This is a genomic window from Kitasatospora sp. MAP5-34, from assembly GCF_029894335.1.
In the GTDB taxonomy this organism is placed as follows: domain Bacteria; phylum Actinomycetota; class Actinomycetes; order Streptomycetales; family Streptomycetaceae; genus Kitasatospora.
In genome coordinates this window covers 365421-384424 of sequence record NZ_JARXZC010000001.1, presented here as the reverse complement: position 1 = coordinate 384424, position 19004 = coordinate 365421, and the positions used below count along the sequence as shown (strand labels likewise).

Sequence of the window (19004 nt, the reverse complement as noted above, 5' to 3'; positions counted from 1 at the left end):
CTCAAGCCGCGGGCCCGACCCAGTACGCCACCTCGGTGCGTACCGCACGGAAGCCGGCGGCCTCGGCCAGGAGGAGGCTCGGCTCGTTGGAGCGAGGCACGGTCCAGGTGGGGGTCCGTCCCCGGGCACGGATGGCGGAGGTCACGCCGGACACACAGGCCAGCCCCAGTTCGAGGCGGCGGTAGGGCGGGGCGGTCACCACGGCGACGTCCTCGTGGGCCAGGCCGCGCAGATAGGTGCAGGCGACCGAGACCAGCTGTCCGTCGGCGAACGCGCCCCAGGCGTTGCCGCAGTCGGCCAACGCCCGGCCGGAGCCCCAGGTTTCGCTGATCCACTCCGACCTGGGATCGAGCCGGTCGAGGTGCGGCGTGTCCGAGGCGGCGAGCGGGCGCACCCGCACACCGTCGGGGAGTCGTACCGGACGCGGCGGGTCCTGCTGGGTACAGACCAGCCGCACCCACGGCATGACCGGGCTGAACGTCCGGCCCAGCAACGGCAGGAAGCGGTCAGGGGCGTCGAACTGCCCCCTGCCGAGCGGCGCCAGCTGCTCGGGATCGAGGAAACGTGGGTCGCCGCGCAGCACCCGGTGCGGCCCGCAGTGCAGCAGGGCCGCGCGGGGCGCCACGGGCCGGTCGGTCCACCACCCGCCGCAGCCGGAGAGCAACGCGTGCGCGGCCAGGGTGGCCGGGCCCGGGGCTTCCGGAGTGAACCAGGTGGCGAGGATCGGATGAGGGGCGTGACCGTGCACGTGGCGGCGCGGCAACGCCCCGTCGCGCGCCGTCGGAAGCTGCTGGAGAACATCGGTGAGCATCGCCCCAATGAACCACCGGGGAGGCCGTCGGTGACGGTGCTTGACGGTCTACTACCGGCGGAACGCACCTTCCTGACGCGTCCTTCGCACCCCGGGAGTCAGCCGCCGCCGACCCCTCCCGCCTGCAGCGGGTCGCTGAAGACGGCGGGGTCGAGGTCGAGTACCGGCGACAGCACGTGGACCGCCGCCAGGCAGCACCCGGCCAGTGCCGCGCCGGACGTCCAGCCGTCGCGCCGCCACAGCACCAGGGTGTCGTCGGCCACCCGCCAGTCGAAGGGCTCGGGGGCCGCCAGCAGCCTCCGCGCGGCCTGCGGCGTCAGCAGGGTACGGGCCAGTTCCTCGTCCGAGGCCGAGGCCCGGTGGGCCGAGTCGAAAGCCTGGTCACCGGTACGGCAAGACGGGTACGCGGGCGCGTAGTTGACCCGTGCCGAGGAGAAGACCCGCTCGTGGTGCACCTCGATCGGCGCCAGCCGCCGGGGCAGCTGGACGACGGCGACGCCGTACCAGTGCGCCGCGCCGTTCTCCCGACACGTGTACCCGAAGACCGTCGCGGGCAGCCCGGCGAAGCTCCCTCGGACGGCGTCCCGCACCCGCACCCGCTGCCCGTAGTGGAAGGGCGGCGCCGACCAGGGCACCACCGCCGGGCCGGTCTGCGGATCAGCGGTGAAACCGTGCGAGGCGACCAGGTCGGCGGCCGCCTGCCGGCAGCGATGCCCGGCACGCCAGCCCTCGGTTCTGGGGGCCGAGAGGATCGTGCCCACCAGGCACAGGAACAGGACGATCGGGATGACCACGCCCATAACGCACTCCCTCTGACCAGCCCATGCCAACCTGGACAGGGCGGTGTCCGCAGCCTAGGGCGGCCCCCAATCCGGGTCAATGACAACGGAGTTGGCCATGCACAGCCTTAACGCCCGCGCTTCTGGGCGCCCGGTCAGTGGCGTCGGTGGCCTCGCCCGGCGGCCTCGTGGGTGACCATGTGGACGTCGATGTCACCGGAGAGCTCGATGGTCGTCTCGCCGATGCCGTGCCCGCCGAGCGCGCGGGCGAACCGGCCGTGGCGGCTGGTGCCGAGTACCAGTTGGGTGGCGTCCTTGGAACGGGCGAAGTCCAGCAGGGCGGTGGGGATGTCGTCGGAGACGACCCAGTGGAAGGTTCCGCCGAGGCTCTCCACCAGTCGGCGCTGGGCGGCGAGGGCCTCGGGTGCGGCGTCGGCGAGGCCGTCGCCGCGCGCGACGTGCACGGCGAGCAGGTCCCCGCCGGCCGTCCGGGCGGCGATCCGGGCGGCGCGGCGGATCAGGGTCTCGTCCTCGGACCCGCCGGTGAGGGCGACCACCACCCGTTCGCAGGTCTCCCAGACCCCGCCGATGCCGTGCTCGCTGCGGTAGCTGTGCAGCCGCTCGTCCACCCGGCCGGCCAGCCAGAGCAGGGCGAGCTGGCGCAGCGCGGTGAGGTTGCCGACCCGGAAGTAGTTGGTGAGCGCGGTGTCCACCTTTTCGGCGGCGTAGACGTTCCCGTGCACCATCCGGCGGCGCAGGCCCTCCGGCGGCATGTCGACCAGCTCGATCTGGTCGGCGCGGCGGACCACGTCGTCGGGGACGGTCTCGTGCTGCGGGACTCCGGTGATCTTCAGGACGACGTCGTTGAGGGACTCCAGGTGCTGGATGTTGACGGTGGTGATGACCTCGATGCCCGCGGTCAGCAGCTCCTCGATGTCCTGCCAGCGCTTGGGGTTGCGCCCGCCCGGGATGTTGCTGTGGGCCAGCTCGTCGACCAGGGCCACCTGCGGCTTGCGGGCGAGGGCGGCATCGACGTCGAATTCGGTGAACTCGCTGTCACGGTAGGAGCGGTGGACACGTGGGAGCACTTCGAGCCCGTCGCGCATGTCCTCGGTGCGCTGCCGACCGTGGCATTCCAGGAAGGCCACGACGACATCGGTGCCGCGGGCCTTGCGGCGCAGGCCCTCGTCCAGCATGCGGTAGGTCTTGCCGACCCCGGGGGCGGCGCCGAGGTAGACCTTCAACCGGCCTCGTCCGGTGGGGACGCCGGTCTGCTGCGTCACGGCACGCCTCCTTGCCCGGTGGGGGTCAGCCGATCCGCGCGAGAGCGAGGTTGAGGGGGACGACTGCCACCCGAGGTCCGCCGAGGAAGCCGAGGTTGCGGTCCTGGACGTGGTCCTCGACCAGTTGCCGGACCTTGGCCGCGTCCAGGCCGCGGGCCTTGGCGACCCGGTCGACCTGCTGATAAGCGTAGGCGGGCGAGATGTCCGGGTCGAGGCCCGAGCCGCTCGCGGTGAGCGCGTCGGGCGGCACCCGGCCGGGAGCGACGCCGTCGAAGGCGGCGACCGCCGCGCGGCGGTCGTGGATCGTCTGCGTCAGGCCCGGGTCGTTGGGGCCGAGGTTGGACGCGCCCGAGGCGGTCGCGTCGTACCCGGCGCCGGCCGCCGAAGGGCGCGGCTGGAACCACTTGGGGTCCGGCCGCGCCTGCTCCTTCGGATCGTTCGGGTTCTTCTTCGGCAGGTCGAAGGTCTGGCCCAGCAGGCTGGAACCGACGACCTGGCCGTTCTGCCGCAGCTGCGAGCCGTTGGCCTGCCGGGAGAAGGCGACCTGGGCGATCCCGGTGATCAGCAGCGGGTAGGCCAGGCCGCAGACGACGGTGAAGACGAGGATGACGCGCAGACCGGTCAGGTGCAGCCGGACCAGCGCCGGCAGGGGCTTTGCCACGACGGGCTCCTTCGGTCAGTGCAGGCCTGGAACGAACTGGACGACGAGGTCGATGAGCTTGATACCGGCGAACGGCATGATCAGCCCGCCGACGCCGTAGACGCCGAGGTTGCGGCGCAGCAGCGCGGAGGCGGAGGACGGCCGGTACCGGACGCCGCGCAGGGCGAGCGGGATCAGTCCGATGATGACCAGGGCGTTGAAGATGATCGCCGAGGTGATCGCGGAGGTGGGGCTGTGCAGCGCCATGATGTTGAGGTGCTTCAGGCCCGGGTAGACCGAGGCGAACATGGCCGGGATGATCGCGAAGTACTTGGCGACGTCGTTTGCGATCGAGAAGGTCGTCAACGCCCCTCGGGTGATCAGGAGTTGCTTGCCGATCTCGACGATCTCGATCAGCTTGGTGGGGTTGGAGTCCAGGTCGACCATGTTCCCGGCCTCCTTGGCGGCCGAGGTCCCGGTGTTCATCGCGACCCCGACGTCGGCCTGGGCGAGGGCCGGAGCGTCGTTGGTGCCGTCACCGGTCATCGCGACCAGCTTGCCTCCGCCCTGCTCCTGCCGGATCAGGGCCATCTTGTCCTCGGGGGTGGCCTCGGCGAGGAAGTCGTCCACGCCCGCCTCGTCGGCGATGGCCCTGGCGGTCAGCGGGTTGTCACCGGTGATCATGACGGTCCGGATGCCCATCAGGCGCAGGTCCTCGAAGCGCTCCCGGATACCGTGCTTGACCACGTCCTTGAGGTTGATCACCCCGAGCACCCGGGCCGGTTCACCGCTGTGGTGCTCGGCCACCACCAGCGGGGTGCCGCCCGCCGAGGAGATCCCCTCGACGAGTGCGCCGATCTCCTCCCCGGGCCGGCCGCCGTTCTCCTCCACCCAGGTGACGACCGACCCGGCCGCGCCCTTGCGGATGCGCCGGACGGTCCCGTCCTCGTGCAGGTCGGCGCCGCTCATCCTGGTCTGCGCGGTGAACTCGACCCACTCCGCATGGCCGATCTCGGCCTGGGTGCGGGCCCGCAGCCCGTACTTCTCCTTGGCCAGGACCACGATCGAGCGGCCCTCGGGAGTCTCGTCGGCGAGGCTCGACAGCTGTGCGGCGTCGGCCAGTTGGTTCACCTCGGTGCCGCTGACCGGCGTGAAGTCGGCGGCCTGGCGGTTGCCGAAGGTGATGGTGCCGGTCTTGTCCAGCAGCAGAGTCGAGACGTCGCCCGCCGCCTCGACCGCGCGGCCGGACATGGCGAGCACGTTGCGCTGCACGAGGCGGTCCATGCCCGCGATGCCGATCGCGGAGAGCAGCGCGCCGATGGTGGTCGGGATCAGCGCCACCAGCAGGGCGACCAGGACCACGATGGTCTGCTCGGCGCCCGCGTAGGTGGCCATCGGCTGCAGGGTGACGACTGCGAGCAGGAAGACGATGGTGAGGGCGGCGAGCAGGATGTTCAGCGCGATCTCGTTCGGCGTCTTCTGCCGGGCGGCGCCCTCGACCAGGGCGATCATCCGGTCGATGAAGGTCTCGCCGGGCTTGGAGGTGATCTTCACGACGATCCGGTCGGAGAGCACCTTGGTGCCGCCGGTGACGGCCGAGCGGTCGCCGCCGGACTCGCGGATCACCGGCGCGGACTCGCCTGTGATGGCCGACTCGTCCACCGAGGCGGCGCCCTCGACCACGTCGCCGTCACCGGGGATGAGCTGCCCGGCCTCCACGAGCACGTGGTCGCCGAGCGTCAGCCCGGCCGCCGGAATCAGCTCCTCCGCCACCTCCCCGGCGCCGGGGCGCCACGGGCCGACGATCCGTCTGGCGACGGCCTCGGTCTTGGTCCGGCGCAGTGTCTCTGCCTGTGCCTTGCCCCGGCCCTCGGCCACCGCCTCGGCCAGGTTGGCGAAGACGACCGTCAGCCAGAGCCACACCGTGATCACCCAGGCGAAGACGCTGGTGTGCCGGATCGCCGAGTACGTGGTGAGCAGGGAACCGATCTCGACCACGAACATGACCGGGTTCCGGAACATCACCCGGGGGTCGAGCTTGCGGACCGCGTCCGGGAGGGAGACGAGCAGCTGCCTGGGTTCCAGCAGCCCGCCGGAGACCCGGTGCGCCTCGTGGGCGGGCCCCTCGGCGGGGTGGACTGCGGGTGTGGTCATCGGTGCAGACCCTCCGCGAGCGGCCCGAGCGCCAGGGCCGGGAAGTAGGTGAGTCCGACGACGATCAGCACCACGCCGGAGAGCATCCCGACGAACAGCGGCCGGTGCGTCGGCAGCGTGCCCGCAGTGGCCGGTACGGGCTGCTGGCGGGCCAGCGATCCGGCCAGCGCCAGCACGAAGACCATCGGCAGCAGGCGGCCGAAGAGCATCACCAGGCCGAGCGCGGTGTTCCACCAGGTGCTGGTGACGGTGAGGCCCGCGAACGCGGAGCCGTTGTTGTTGGCCGCCGAGGTGAAGGCGTACAGCACCTCGGAGAAGCCGTGCGGCCCGCTGTTGAGAATGGCGGCCCGCTCACCCCTGAAGGTCATCGCCACGCCGGTGCCGATCAGCACGATCGCCGGGGTGGTGAGGATGTAGAGGGAGGCGAACTTCATCTCCCGGCCGCCGAGCTTCTTGCCCAGGTACTCCGGCGTACGGCCGACCATCAGGCCCGCGACGAAGACCGCGACCACGGCCAGCACGAGCATCCCGTACAGACCGGACCCGGTGCCGCCGGGGGCGATCTCACCGAGCATCATGTCGAAGACCGTCACCCCGCCGCCCAGCGGGCTCAGCGAGTCGTGCGCCGCGTCGACCGCACCGGTCGAGGTCAGCGTCGTGGACGAGGCGAAGAGGGTGCTGGCGGCGATGCCGAAGCGCACCTCCTTGCCCTCCATCGCCGCCCCCGCCGCCTGCAGCGCGGTGCCGTTGTGCTGCCACTCGAAGAAGGTCAGCAGGGACGCCGATCCCACCCAGAACACCGCCATCACGGCGACGATCGCGTAACCCTGGCGCCGGTCGCCCACCATCGTGCCGAAGGTGCGGGGCAGCGAGAACGAGATCACCAGCAGCAGGTAGATCTCCAGCCAGTTGGTGAACGGATTGGGATTCTCGAACGGGTGCGCCGAGTTGGCGTTGTAGAAGCCGCCGCCGTTGGTGCCGAACTCCTTGATGACCTCCTGCGAGGCCACCGGGCCGCCGGGCAGGCTCTGGCCGCCGCCGCTCAGCGTGGTGACCTGGGCGGCGGCATGCAGGTTCTCGACCATGCCCGCCGCCACGAAGACGATCGCGAAGACGACCGAGACGGGCAGCAGCAGACGGAGCGTCACCCGGACGAGGTCCACCCAGAGGTTGCCGACCCGGTCGGTCCGGTTGCGGTGGAAGCCCCGGATCAGAGCCGCCACCACGCCGATGGCCACGGCGGCGGACAGGAAGTTCTGCACGGCCAGGCCCGCCATCTGCACCAGATGGCCCATAGTCGCCTCGCCGGAGTACGACTGCCAGTTGGTGTTGGTGACGAAGGAGGCGGCGGTGTTCCAGGCGGTCGCCGGGCCGACTGCCGGGAAGCCGAGCGACAGCCACAGGTGGTTCTGCAGCCGCTGGAAGGCGTACAGGAAGAGCACCGAGGCGGCCGAGAAGGCCAGCACGCTCCGCAGATACGCCATCCAGGTCTGGTCGAAATCCCCGTTGACGCCGATCAGCCGGTAGATACCGCGCTCGACCCGCAGGTGCTTGGCACTGGTGAGCAGGTGCGCCAGGTAGTCGCCGAGCGGCCGGTGCGACAGCGCGAGCGCGGCCACCAGCGCCAGCGCCTGGAGAGCGCCCGCGAGCGTGGGGTCCACGTCAGAACCTCTCCGGATGGATCAGGGCCAGGACGAGATAGACGATGAGAACGACCGCGACGATCAGGCCCACGATGTTGTCGGCGGTCACGGGACCACCCGGACCATGGGCTGAGGCACTCGTGCGGTCACAGCCTCTCCACCCCTTTGGCGATCAGGGCGAGGACGGCAAACACGAGAATCGTGACGCCGATGAAGGCCAGGTCCGTCATGAGGGCTCCACCCAGAGTCGTGTCGGCCGGACATCCGACCGGTCTCCACGATTCTCCGGCGGGACCTTTCCGGACGCCGACCGTTCATGGTCCATCAGAGGTGCGACGAGTCGTCGGGCTCCTGCCAGACCTGCCGGATGGGCCCACGATCGCCGGGCGGGCTCAGGCTTCCGATACGCGGGTCGGCGGTGCCGTCCACGCCGTGTCAGGAGATCGGCCTTCGGGATCAAGGAATCGTCAGGGCCGGACCACTGCGCGGGAGCAGCGGGAATAGCGTCACGGCTGCGCCTCTCCCGGCCCAGCCGTTGGATACCAGGCGCCGTACTCGCCGCACCACCCACGTGGAGGAACGCCATGTACCAGCGTCGAAACGTCGAGGACCCCGAGCCCTCTCAACGTGTCCCGGCCGGAACCCTGCCTCGTACCCGTCCGGTCGGGTCCGCTGGGCCGCACAGCCCGTCTCTTCCGCACACCCCTCGGTGGCCGTACAGCGGTCGTCTTCACCACCGAACAGCACCTCAGGGCCGCGCTCGGCTCCGCGCAGCCGTGGATCGCCCTCGCCGAGCCCGCCCTACGCCCCCTCACCGAACCGCTGGGCGTCACGGCACTCACCGTCGACCCGCAGCTGGTCGCCCCGGCTGTGCGCCCGCTCCCCGCAGCCTGCGACGCCGGATCGGCGTCCCCGGCAGCACCCTGTTCGGCGTCTCCGCCACCGCCAGCGCGGACGGCGCGGGCGCGGCCTCGTACGACGGTTTCTCCAGCCTGGGCGGCGGGGTGCTGCTGGCCGCCATGATGCCGGAAAGATCGCGCCCGGCGGCACCGGCACCGTCCTGTACGGGCTGCTGATGGCGGCCATGATCGCGGTGTTCATCGGCGGCCTGATGGTCGGCCGTATGCCGGAGTACCAGCGCAAGCGGATCGGCTTCGGTGAGATGCGGTACCGACCGTGAGCGAGGCGGAGACGACGGCACCGCCGAGGGCGGCGAGCGTGGGAGCACCGTAGCGGCGTGCGAGTGCGCTCTTTCCATCCACTCAGCCGCTCCTGCGCCCGGGAAGGGAAGCGCCCGCTCTCCGGCCCCGGCGCCAGGAGAGGCCCGCGCGTCAGCGGTACTCGCGCAGGCGGGGCCGCACGCCCACTGTCACAAGCGCGAGGGCCAGCGCCAGGGCCAGCCCGCCCGTGACCGAGATGCCGAGGTCGAGGTCGTCGTCGGCAGCCGTCACGGCTCCGTCGAATGCCGTCTGATTGATCATCAGGACCCTGTCCAGGGCGTCGCTCAGGATTGCGAAGTCACCGTTGGACTGGCCGGGCCCGGTGCCGGTATTGAGGGTGACGGCGTCCTTGAGGCGACCAATGTTCCGCAGCTCCCGGATCTTCCGGTCGTCCTTCTGATAGTCCTGGAACGCTGTCAGGACCTTCTCGGCCGCGTCCTGTTCGCCGGGGAAGGTGATGTTGCGGAGCTCGGTGCCGAGGAAACCGTCGAACGGTACGACGCCGTGATCCGAGCGGTGGGTGCCGGCCAGAGCGGCCAGCCTTGCGTTGTAAGTGGCGAGCGTGGCTCCGTCGACCCTGGTGATGGCCTGGGTCTTGTCGAAGAAGCTCTGCTCGTACGCCACGGCACGGGCGGGGTCGGTGAGATAGCGGCTCTCGTCCGCATTCATGTCGTACGCCACCGCACGGGCCCGGGTGATCGCGATCACCGAATCGTACGCGCTGCGCTTGGCGGTCACCAGGTCGCGGTCGGCCCGGGTGGCGAGGCCGAGACCGGTCACCAGGGCGGCGACAGCAATCAGCGTGACGCCCGCCAATGGCAGATTGAGGACACGTCGGAACCGCACGGCAAGGGTGCGCTGCAGGACGGCGAGCGCAACGAGGGTCAGGACTCCGGCTGCGAGCAGCCACCACCAGCCTGCGCCGAGGTCGCCGTGCTGGGTGGCGTAGATGCGGTCGACGGCGGCGGCGTTGGTGGCGGTCACCTGGTCGGCGGCGGGCAGCAGCTTCTGCCGCAGCAGGTCGGTGGCCTGCCGGTAGGTCTCCAGGGCGGCCGGGGAGGGCTTGCCCGCCGGTGGGGCGGCCTGGTCCTCCAGCAGCTGGGCGCGGGCCACCAGGGCCTCGTACGTGCCGAGTTCGCCGAGGACGGCCTGCACGGCGCGCTGCCCGGCCGGGTCGGCTGCGGCCGCCATGGCGGCCTGCTGGAGGTCGGTGTCGGCCTGGGCGCGGCGCTGCTCGTAGGTGTCCTGGGTCTGCTTACGCAGAGTGGTGAAGTCGTGGTCGGCGCCGATGAGCAGGAGGTTGGCGGCCTGGGCGTCCATATCGCTGAGCGCGAAGTAGAGGTCGGCCGCACGTACGGCCTGCGGTGCGGCCTGATGACCGATGGTATCGATGCCGTCGCGGGCTCCGCCCAGCACCGTGGCCGCGACAGCAGTGAAGCCCAGCAGAGCTGCCAGGCAGAGCCCCGTCAGCGCACGGACGGTGCGGGGCGTGTTCCACCAGCCACGGGTCAGCAGCGATGATCGGCGGAACTTTCCCGGAGCCGGGCGCGAGGGTGAGGTGCCCACGCCCGACTCCGGAGCATCAAGGACCGCCAGGGTGGTGCGGGGGGCGCGCGGTGCGGGGGCCGGGCCGGTCGTACCGAAGCTTGCCGCCCCCGGCAAGCTCGTCTCTCCCGGTACAGTCGTTCTGCCCGATTCACCCGCTGACATGTCCGCGCGTCCCCTCCCCTTTTCACCTGGCCGCCGACGGGTCTCTCCTGGTGGAGGTCCCCACCGGTGTGGACACGGTCCGCGACTCCCCCACGGAGCGGAACCGTTTCCTCGTCGATGACGCTATTGCCAAGGAAGATCGATATCGTCGTTCCCTGACGCTCTCTTGGCGCAGAGGGGGCCAGTCTTGATGCTTTGCTGGCGCCCTCCAGGTCAGGGCTGGTGGCGACAGGCGATACCGGGCTCGGTGATCAGGTAGTGGGGGGTGGGCCGGCGTCAGGCCGACGGAGCCGGCCGGCACGACCGACATGCTCACCGGGAGATGGTCCATCACCCGGAAGGAACGCGGCTCGGGCAAGCGCAGTTGAGCCTCATCGGCCGTCCGCTGCCTTTCAGCGGCCCGGGATCAATGCGGTCGGCAGGTGCCAGACATTGCGGCGGTGGAAGGCTTCCAGTTCCCGTTGGAGCATGGGCTTCGGTACGGTGAGGACCGAGCAGGCGGCGTGCTTGACGCAGTACGCGGTCACCGATGGCCGCAGTCCCCTCCGCAGTCGGCTACCGCTTCCGGCCCCGACGACCAGCACGTCGCCCGGGCGGTCCGCGACCTGCACCAGGGCCGGGCCCGAATCGCCGCGCACGACCTCTGCGGCGAGCCGCACGCCCGAAGGCACTCCGCCGAACGCGTCGACGAGCGCCTCGCTCAGTCGTTCGGCGGCAGCCTTCCCCCAGGCAGCAAGCAGGGGCGGGCAGGGCGCCAGGCGGTAGCCGTGCTCGCCGCCCTGCGGAAGCCAGGCGAGGACGGCCAGCACCTCGGTATCCGTGCGACCCGCCTCATCGACGGCCCGATGCAGAGCGGCCAGGCTGCCGAGCGATCCGCTGACACCGACGACGATCCGCCCAGCCTGCTGCGCGTAACCGCCGATCTCGCCCATGCCCGTCATATCCCGTTCCTCGTCTGCTCGGCCGTTGTCCTCAGCCAAGCCCACGGAGAACCGGGCGCAGCCGGTCGTTGACATATCCCTGATAGCCGGAGCAGTGATCCCAACGCGTCCCTGACAGCACCGCACGACCTGTCGGGCCGCCCGTCAGGGGCCTGGAACGCACTGGACGACCAGATCGATGAGCTTGATGCCGAGAAAGGGCAGGACCAGACCAAGGTGCTCGCGCGGTCAGGGACGGCTCCCGCACACCCCGAATGGACCAGGGCACGTCAAGGACCTGTCAGGGGCGGCCGCCGGACAGTCAACGAGACGTCAGGAACTGCGGCCTTCCACCTGAGCAGGCCTAGCGTCGTAGCGTCGGAGATGCTTCCGCCGGAGTCGGACCACGACCCGCGTATCTCTCCACCATCGCCTGGAGTCCGCCGTGACCTGTACAGACACCGCTACCGGTGAGCCTGCGCAACTGCGACCCGTGTCGCAGGTGCTGGTCGGGACTACAGGAGTGGACCGCAGCCCGCGACTTCGAGCTGGTGGCGGCCCGTATCCCCGCCGTGCGGTCGGGCCTGCCCCTGGACGAAGCCGATCTGGAACTGCAGCTGGCCTGCGTCGACCAGCAGGAGTTGCGCGAGGTCGTCGCCGGACTCCGGCAGGGCGGAGCTGCCCGTGTCCAGGTCGAACTGGTCCTGCGCCGACGCGTCCGCGGGGCTGTTCCCCTTCCCGTCACGACGATGGCAAGGAGCGCCATCGCATGACCATCACACCTGTCCGCCCCCACCTCCACGGCGACCCCTCCAGCACCGGCCTCGGCAACCACTGGCCGGTCACCGCCCGGCTGGAGCCGGGCGGAGAACTGACGGTCGGCGGGGTCAGCCTCGCCGATACCGCCGACCGCTTCGGCACACCGCTGTACGTCCTCGACGAGACCGAGATCCGCGCCCGCTGCCGCGCCTACCGAGCCGCCCTCCCGGACGCCGAAGTCTTCTACGCGGCAAAGGCGTTCCTCTGCAGCGCGCTGGCAGGCTGGATCGCCGAAGCAGACCTCGGCCTCGACGTCTGCTCCGAGGGCGAACTGCGGCTGGCCACCGCCGCGGGCTTCCCACGCGAGCGCATCCTCCTGCACGGCAACGCCAAGAGCCCGGAGGAACTGCGCCTGGCCCGGCGCCTGCGCGTCGGCCGGTTCGCCATCGACAACCTCGCCGAGATCCCCCGGCTCGCCGCCCTCGCCATCGCGGACGCACCCCAGCGCGTCCTGGTCAGGGTCGTCCCCGGCGTGGCCGCCGGCCACCACGAGGTCGTCCGCACCGGAGTCACCGGACAGAAGTTCGGCTTCGCCATCGAGGGCGGCGACTCGCTCGAAGCCGTCCGGCGGGTCCGCGACCAGCCCGGCCTGATTCTCTCCGGGCTGCACTGCCACCTCGGCTCCCAGATCAGCTCCGTCGAGCCGTACCTCACCGCTGTCGACCGTCTCATCGAGCTGCTGGCGGAGCCGCCCCCTCCGGTATCGCGATGTACCGGGTCCTCAGCATCAAGCACGCCACCGACGGCCGGGTCCTCGCCGCCGTCGACGGCGGCATGAGCGACAACCCGCGCCCCGCCCTCTACAGCGCCCCATACTCCGTCCGGCTGATCGGCCGGACCACCATCGGCGCCTGCCAGGACGTCGACGTGGTCGGCCACCACTGCGAAGCCGGCGACATCCTGGTCCGCGGCGCCCGCCTGCCCGTCGACCTCCGGCCGGGCGACCTGCTCGCCGTCCCCGCCTCCGGCGCCTACCGGCTCTCCACGTCCTCGGGCTACAACCTGGTCGGCCGCCCCGCCGTCGTCACCGTCCACCACAACCGGGCCCGTCCGCTGATCCGCCGCGAGACCGTCGAGGATCTCCGAGCCCGCGAGGTCCTCAACTGATCAACCGTCCTGCGGGATCTCCGACAACCCGGAAAGACCCACGTCCCAACCATTCCCGACCGCGCCTCACCAAGGTGGTGCCCACGTGACAGTGCTCGGCGCCCTACGCGCCCGTGCGCCCATGTCCTCCTTCCCCGTGCGTCGGTTCACTCGCGCACTGCTGACCGCCATCCTCCGGAGGCTCGCCGACTGCCCCCTCGACAGCACCGTGCTCCAGGCCCTCGGCAGCCCCTCCGCCACCCGCAGCCCCGCCACGGGCTGCCGGACGGTCCAGATGCACGCCACCTGGCAGACCATCATCGGCCCCGACGGAGCGTCCCGGCTCGAAGCCCGCTGGGACGCCGCTCCCTGAACGCAGCGCCCCCGGCCCGACACGGCCTGCGGCGACCGGCAGGCCGACCACCGCTTCGGCCCGCATCAAGGCCACATCAAGGTGGCCATGCGGAGCGTAGTACGTACGTCAAGGACCCGTGCCAAAGTTGCTGCGCGGGAGTCGAATTGGAGGCGTGAGCCGACTGGGCTCTGCCGGTCGGCCTATCGCCGGCCAGTACGCCGGAAGGAAGCGAGTTGCCATGATCGAGGGCGTCCGGGTCATCGTCGGGGTCAGCGGTTCCCTGAGCAGTCTCGCCGCCGTGTACCGGGCGGTGGAGGAAGCAGGCCGACGCAATGCAATTCTCGTGCCCGTGATCGCCTGGTCCGAGGCGGACAACAAGCAGCTGCGGCCACTCTCGGAGCTACAGCACACCGCTCACAAGCGACTCGACACAGTGTTCGAGCAGGCCTTCGACGGCTACCCCAACGACATCGTCATCCATCCCCTGGTGGTGCACTCCGAGCCGGGCCGTGCCCTGGCCGCGGCAGCCGACCGGCCGACCGACCTGCTGGTGCTCGGCAGCGGCCACCACGGCAGACTCCAGCACGTCCTGCAAGGATCGGTGGCCCGCTACTGCCGGACCCACGCGGCGGGCGAGGTGCTCGTGGTATCGCCGTCCGAGCTCCTGGAGAGCCTGGAACTCACCGCCCGCAGCGGCGCACCTATGCCGTTCCTGGCGGGACACAAGTGGGCTTCACGCCATCCGGCCCATGCGTCGTAAGGGACCTGACTGCAGCCGCCACCCCACCCCCGGAGGTCGCCGGGAACGCCTCCAGGTTCAGCACCCGTGCAAGTCCAGGCTTTATTCGCAGCGAGACGCGCAGGTCAAGCACCAGTGTGACAGTGAAGTCAGTAACCCGCCTGGGCTCGCACGTCCGGGCGGGGAGGTCAGCAGCACCCCACACGCGCTGGCCGTTAGGGTCTGTTCTGAATTCAGATCATCGTGCCGGTTCGTGCTCCTCGGCGGCGTGGCGGGTGGTAGAACGAGTCCATGACGCGCGGTGATCTGACGGACAGTGAGTGGGAGCTGGTTGAGCCGTTCCTGCCGATGGCGGCGACGGGGCCGATCCCGGATCTGCGGCGGCAGTTCGACGCGATCATGTGGCGGTTCCGGGTGGGCAGTCCCTGGCGGGACGTCCCCGAGCGGTACGGCAACTGGTCGACGATCTACGGCCAGTTCGGCACCTGGGCGCGCAAGGGGGTCTTCCAGGCGCTGATGGAGGGGATGATCGCCGAGGCCGCCGCGCGCGGCCAGGTCGACTTGTCACTGGTCAGCGTGGACTCCACCGTCTCTCGTGCACACCATCACGCCGCTGGGATGGTCGTGGACGCCGAGCTGCTGGAGGAACTGGAGAAAGCCGTCACGGAGGAAAAGGGGCTGCTGCGAAGGGACAAACCGGGTCGATAGCAGGCCGGGGCGACGACACCGACGAGGCGGAGGAGTCCCGGCGGGAGGCGAAGCGCCGCCTACGCCGGCGCCGCCGGGCCCGGCTCAAGGCGGCCGCGCTCGGGCGTTCGCGCGGCGGGCTGACCACGAAGACCCATCTGGCTGCCGAGCGGCGGTGCCGCCCGCTGTCCTTCGTACTCACCCCGGGCCAGAGCGCGGACAACCCGCAGTTCACCGCCGTCATGGACAAGATCAAGGTACGCGGCCCGATCGGCCGGCCCCGAACGCGCCCCGACGCGGTGGCCGCCGATAAGGCCTATTCCGCTCGCACCACCCGGGCCTACCTGCGCCGACGCCAGATCAAGGCCGTCATCCCGGAGAAGGACGACCAGGCCGCCAACCGCAAGAAGAGAGGCCGCGATGGCGGACGGCCCGTCAGTCACGACGCCAATCTGTACCGCGATCGCAACACCGTCGAACGAGCCATCAACAAGATCAAGGACTGGCGGGGCCTCGCCACCCGCTATGACAAGACGCCCGCCAGCTTCGAAGCAGGTCTCCACCTACGCGGCTCCATCATTTGGCTCCGCAGCCTGAAACCCACACCATGATCCGAATTCAGAACAGACCCTAAGAACCCGGAGAGGGCGGCGGCGATGAACTCCGGCGCTCGGTCTCTGGGCGTCATGCCTTGCAGCCAACGGGTCACCGATGCCTTGTCATAGCACATCACCACCCCTTGAAGACTGCCGAGTTCGTTCACCCTCCGCGCCAGCGCGGCGTTCGAACGACCGGCCTCCAGGAGAGCTGCCGCCAGGGCCTGGTTGCCCTTGTCCGTGTCACTGCCACTGCCCATGTGCCGATAATGCCCTGGCGATCACACTGTGTCCCGTTCTTTGGACACAGTGCCATCGGCGTACAACCGGCGTACAACCGAACAACCCTTGTGCCCCCTCCACCCGCGAGCCACAGCCCATTGACACTGAGAGCGCCTTGGGCAATGGAGCGACGCCCCCGGCGGCGGACGGAGAGGACCTCATGCGCAAGCCATTCGTGATCTTGGACTGCTACACCGTGGAGCCGAGCGGGCTCGGTGTGCCGCCATACCTGTCGACCTACGTCCGAACCGCTTGGTCGGCGCTGACTCATGCTCAGCCTGATGCCGACGTGAGATATGTGACGATCGACGATGTCCGATGGTGTCTGGCGGGCGGCACGGCCGCCGTCGAGCCGCCTCTGAGCGACCCGCTCACCTACTCAGCGACCGCCAACCGGGACAACGCGATCCAGCTCCTGCGGGATGCCGAGATCGTCGTGGTCGTGGCCGGCGACGCGGTACCGTCCGTCCACCTCCACGCGGTCAACGGCTCTCTGGAGGAAATCGGCCGAGCGGTCGCCTGCGCGCGGGGCCGCCGCTACCTGCTCGGGCCGCTGTCCACCTACGCGCTCAGCACCCCTGCCGCGTATGCCGGACTGTTCGATGCCGTCCACACCCACACCATCACGTCCGGGGATCTCACCTTGGGCAGCCGCCAACCCGCTGCCTACGCTCAGCTGCGCCACGACCGCAGTGACTTCTCGGGCGTGGTCAGCCAGATGCCCTGGCGGCCGATCGCCGAGCTGGAGCTGTACCGCTGCTGCACCCGGCGGAAGTTCTGCGACTTCTGCAACGAACCGGCCAAGTCCCCGCTCGTCGTGTTCCGTGATGTCGAGGATGTCGTCGAGGAAGCCGCCCAGCTCTATGCCGCAGGGATTCGCAACTTCCGCCTCCGCCAGCAGACCTGCTTCTTCTCCTACAAGAACCGGGACGAGGAGGCGGTCCGCACGCTGCTCGGCGGGATTCGCGAACGTTGCCCAGAGCTGGAGGTCCTGCACATCGACAACGCCGACCCGCTGGCTGTGGCCGCGCCCGTGGGACTTCGCATCGCCAAGCTGGTGGCGGACAATTGCACCGAGGGCAACTGCGCGCCCATGGGGATCGAGAGCTTCGACCCCGTGGTGATCGAGCGCAACACCCTCACCTGCACCCCCGAAATCCTGATGCGCGCCGTGCAGCACATCAACGAGGCCGGCGCCGACCGTGGCCCTGGCGGTCTACCGAAGCTCCTCCCCGGCCTGAACCTGATCTACGGCCTGCCCGGCGAAACGCACCGCACGCACGTCGCCAACCTGCGCGGCCTGGCGGAGATTCTCGACGCGGGCCTGCTCTGCCACCGCACGAACGTCCGGCTCGCGCGGGCCTTCCCCGGCACCCCGCTGGCCGCGCTCGGCGAACTTGCCCCGCTCCCGTCCGCCGAGCACTTCCCCACGTGGAAGGCCGACATCGACTTCGCCTGGGACCAGCCCATGAAGCAGCGGGTCTATCCGACCGGTCTTCGCGTCCCGGGCCTGCATTCCTACTTCGTGAGCCAGGACGGCACGTGGTGGCGCCGACTCGGCTCCTATTCGATCCAGATCGTCGAGCGCGACGCAGCTATTCCTGTCGGCAGCAAGGCTGATCTTGTGGTTACGGGCCACGCACCCCGGATGATCTACGGAGAGCGTCTTGCTGCCGCTGCCTGACGGAGCCCTCGGCATGCTCTCAGCTTTCGACCGCACAGCGGCTCGCCTGGTCCGAGTCGGTCTTCTGCTGCCCTGGGCCAACGTCGCTGTCGAGACAGAGCTTGGCCGCCTCGGTCTGACGAACACGGTCTTCCACCACGCTCGTCTGGTACCGGCTTCGAGGACAACGGCAGTTGACTCCTCCTTCTGGCACGGCCTGCGCGCTGCCTCGGCAGACGCTCTCAACTCGTTGTCCCACGTGCCGTTGGACGCGGCGATCTTGGCCTGCACCTCGGCGGGCTTCTCTGATGGCCGCCCCGATCTACCCAGCGGGGTGGTGACAGCCTTCGACGCGCTTCTCGCCGCGCTGGCCGCCCTGCATGTCTCGCGGGTCGTGCTCGCCACCCCTTACCCGACCTCCGTGACCGAAGCCGAGAGCGCCGCGCTCGCAAAGGCCGGCGTCGAGGTGCTGGCGCTGGCGAGTCTCGGGCTCGACGATGGGTACCCCGATGTCACGCTGGACCAGGTGCACGGCCTCCTTGAACAGCTCCCGGCGTCGGCTGTTCGTTCCGCTGACGCCGTGGTGCTGTCCTGCACCGGATGGCACACCCTTCCGGTGGTCAAGGAGTTCGAGCACCGGCTGGGCAAGCCGGTGCTCTCCTCCAATCTCGCCATGGGGCTGCTGGCAGCCCGTATCTCCGCCGGAGTCGCCTTGTGACTGTGGAACGCGTGAAACCGCGGGCGCTCGACGCACGACGCATCTACCGGCTCGTCGCGCTCGCCGCGTCGCTGTCGGATGTCCGGGACGAGGTCGAGGCCAACCACGACGACAACCGCTGGTGGCCAACCTCGATCACCGACATCCGCCTGCGCATGCTCGCGGCCGGTTGGTCGACCCGGGTGTCCTACCGGATGGTGACGACCTACGCCCGCGTGATCGCCTCAGCGGACGCCTTGGGCTTCGACCACCTTGCTGCCGCCACGGACACTGAACTCGCCGAGCTGGTACGGCCCATCGGCCTGGCGCAGAACCGAGTCGACTACCTGCGATCCCTGGCGGAGCTTCTCCAGCACTGGGACAAGCAGGGCGTCGATCCAACCGCTGAGGCAGCCGACGCCGACGATCTGATCCTCGACTTCGCCCAGCGAGTGCGGGGCGCGTCGTTCAAGGTCGCCCAGTGCGCGCTGCTCAACGCCCGCGGGTATCACTGCGGGATCATCCCGGTGGACTCCGGCATGGTCACCAAGTTGGCCCCGGCGCTCGGTGTCGCACTTCCATCGGGCCCAGCAGCTCACGAGCGGTTCCGCCACACGCTCGAATCTGCGGTGCACGCCCGGTCCGCAGACTTCCTCTCTCTGGTCGCCGAGCACGGCCACCGGGTGTCGATCCCGGAGGACACCGCGCCCACGTGGTGGGTGCACCTGGTCCTGATCTATTTCAAGCGGCTGTATCTCGATGCTCCATCCGCGCAGCTGTGTTGCCGTCGACCGCTGTGCCCCAAGGTCATCGACTGCTCACATCGCCATGCCTAACGCTGCGAGGGGGACCGTGGAGAGCCTCGCCGTGATCGGCAACGTTTCCAGGGACCTGACCCGCTACCCCGACGATCGCGGTGG

15 protein-coding genes and 4 pseudogenes are annotated in these 19004 nt (G+C 70.0%); 10 read left to right on the top strand and 9 right to left on the bottom strand.

Annotation, left to right across the window (positions count from 1 at the left end; all coding sequences use genetic code 11):
- Position 1 precedes the first annotated feature (1 nt).
- The 7 genes and pseudogenes from P3T29_RS01795 to kdpF all read right to left on the bottom strand — a co-directional run bounded on the left by P3T29_RS01795 (position 2) and on the right by kdpF (position 7419).
- A complete protein-coding gene (locus P3T29_RS01795; protein ID WP_280714402.1) occupies positions 2-811 on the bottom strand; it encodes a GNAT family N-acetyltransferase in 810 nt (269 codons plus the stop codon).
- A gap of 98 nt (positions 812-909) precedes the next feature.
- A complete protein-coding gene (locus tag P3T29_RS01790) occupies positions 910-1611 on the bottom strand; it encodes a hypothetical protein (protein ID WP_280714401.1) in 702 nt (233 codons plus the stop codon).
- A 149-nt stretch (positions 1612-1760) separates the two neighbouring features.
- Positions 1761-2873, bottom strand: a pseudogene (locus P3T29_RS01785) (universal stress protein); the annotation flags it as partial.
- A 25-nt stretch (positions 2874-2898) separates the two neighbouring features.
- On the bottom strand, positions 2899-3534 hold the full coding sequence (gene kdpC / locus P3T29_RS01780) for a K(+)-transporting ATPase subunit C (protein ID WP_280714400.1): 636 nt from the start codon (positions 3532-3534) through the stop codon (positions 2899-2901).
- A gap of 15 nt (positions 3535-3549) precedes the next feature.
- Entirely contained in the window at positions 3550-5667 is a 2118-nt protein-coding gene (gene kdpB, locus P3T29_RS01775; RefSeq protein WP_280714399.1) for a potassium-transporting ATPase subunit KdpB, read from the bottom strand.
- The gene (kdpA, locus tag P3T29_RS01770; RefSeq protein ID WP_280714398.1) at positions 5664-7328 is read right to left on the bottom strand and encodes a potassium-transporting ATPase subunit KdpA; all 1665 of its coding nucleotides are present in this window, start codon (positions 7326-7328) and stop codon (positions 5664-5666) included. The genes kdpB and kdpA overlap by 4 nt, the downstream gene beginning before the upstream one ends.
- A gap of 1 nt (position 7329) precedes the next feature.
- Positions 7330-7419: a K(+)-transporting ATPase subunit F gene (kdpF, locus tag P3T29_RS01765; RefSeq protein ID WP_280714397.1), complete on the bottom strand. Its 90-nt coding sequence runs from the start codon at positions 7417-7419 to the stop codon at positions 7330-7332.
- 475 nt (positions 7420-7894) lie between these two features.
- Here kdpF and P3T29_RS01760 point away from each other — a divergent pair.
- A pseudogene (locus P3T29_RS01760) lies at positions 7895-8333 on the top strand (SAV_915 family protein).
- A 52-nt stretch (positions 8334-8385) separates the two neighbouring features.
- Positions 8386-8490, top strand: a complete 105-nt coding sequence (locus P3T29_RS01755) for a potassium-transporting ATPase subunit KdpA (protein WP_280714396.1) — start codon at positions 8386-8388, stop codon at positions 8488-8490.
- 151 nt (positions 8491-8641) lie between these two features.
- Here the strand turns inward: P3T29_RS01755 and P3T29_RS01750 are convergent, their stop codons facing one another.
- Complete coding sequence (locus tag P3T29_RS01750; RefSeq protein ID WP_280714395.1) at positions 8642-10096, bottom strand: hypothetical protein; 1455 nt, start codon at positions 10094-10096, stop codon at positions 8642-8644.
- A gap of 536 nt (positions 10097-10632) precedes the next feature.
- A complete protein-coding gene (locus P3T29_RS01745; RefSeq protein WP_280714394.1) occupies positions 10633-11181 on the bottom strand; it encodes a universal stress protein in 549 nt (182 codons plus the stop codon).
- A 449-nt stretch (positions 11182-11630) separates the two neighbouring features.
- On the opposite strand from P3T29_RS01745, the gene P3T29_RS01740 reads away from it, so the two are divergent.
- From P3T29_RS01740 to P3T29_RS01705, 8 genes and pseudogenes are all read left to right on the top strand, one after another.
- Positions 11631-11933, top strand: a complete 303-nt coding sequence (locus tag P3T29_RS01740; protein WP_280714393.1) for a hypothetical protein — start codon at positions 11631-11633, stop codon at positions 11931-11933.
- A pseudogene (locus P3T29_RS01735) lies at positions 11930-13086 on the top strand (diaminopimelate decarboxylase). Before P3T29_RS01740 ends, P3T29_RS01735 begins: the two are co-directional and overlap by 4 nt.
- An 85-nt stretch (positions 13087-13171) precedes the next feature.
- Positions 13172-13438, top strand: a complete 267-nt coding sequence (locus tag P3T29_RS01730; RefSeq protein WP_280714392.1) for a hypothetical protein — start codon at positions 13172-13174, stop codon at positions 13436-13438.
- Between the two features lie 220 nt (positions 13439-13658).
- Positions 13659-14180: a universal stress protein gene (locus tag P3T29_RS01725; protein ID WP_280714391.1), complete on the top strand. Its 522-nt coding sequence runs from the start codon at positions 13659-13661 to the stop codon at positions 14178-14180.
- A 270-nt stretch (positions 14181-14450) separates the two neighbouring features.
- Positions 14451-15457 (top strand): annotated as a pseudogene (locus tag P3T29_RS01720) (IS5 family transposase).
- A gap of 427 nt (positions 15458-15884) precedes the next feature.
- A complete protein-coding gene (locus P3T29_RS01715) occupies positions 15885-17408 on the top strand; it encodes a radical SAM protein (RefSeq protein WP_280714390.1) in 1524 nt (507 codons plus the stop codon).
- On the top strand, positions 17392-18105 hold the full coding sequence (locus P3T29_RS01710; RefSeq protein WP_280714389.1) for an aspartate/glutamate racemase family protein: 714 nt from the start codon (positions 17392-17394) through the stop codon (positions 18103-18105). The genes P3T29_RS01715 and P3T29_RS01710 overlap by 17 nt, the downstream gene beginning before the upstream one ends.
- Positions 18102-18920: a hypothetical protein gene (locus P3T29_RS01705; protein WP_280714388.1), complete on the top strand. Its 819-nt coding sequence runs from the start codon at positions 18102-18104 to the stop codon at positions 18918-18920. The genes P3T29_RS01710 and P3T29_RS01705 overlap by 4 nt, the downstream gene beginning before the upstream one ends.
- Positions 18921-19004 lie beyond the last annotated feature (84 nt).

Excerpts from the sequence above, each read along its gene's own strand:
- P3T29_RS01725 (WP_280714391.1), top strand. The coding sequence starts at position 13,659 with ATGATCGAGGGCGTCCGGGTCATCGTCGGGGTCAGCGGTTCCCTGAGC.
- P3T29_RS01715 (WP_280714390.1), top strand. The coding sequence starts at position 15,885 with ATGCGCAAGCCATTCGTGATCTTGGACTGCTACACCGTGGAGCCGAGC.
- kdpB (WP_280714399.1), bottom strand. The coding sequence starts at position 5,667 with ATGACCACACCCGCAGTCCACCCCGCCGAGGGGCCCGCCCACGAGGCG.
- P3T29_RS01745 (WP_280714394.1), bottom strand. The coding sequence starts at position 11,181 with ATGACGGGCATGGGCGAGATCGGCGGTTACGCGCAGCAGGCTGGGCGG.
- P3T29_RS01790 (WP_280714401.1), bottom strand. The coding sequence starts at position 1,611 with ATGGGCGTGGTCATCCCGATCGTCCTGTTCCTGTGCCTGGTGGGCACG.
- P3T29_RS01795 (WP_280714402.1), bottom strand. The coding sequence starts at position 811 with ATGCTCACCGATGTTCTCCAGCAGCTTCCGACGGCGCGCGACGGGGCG.
- P3T29_RS01755 (WP_280714396.1), top strand. The coding sequence starts at position 8,386 with ATGGCGGCCATGATCGCGGTGTTCATCGGCGGCCTGATGGTCGGCCGT.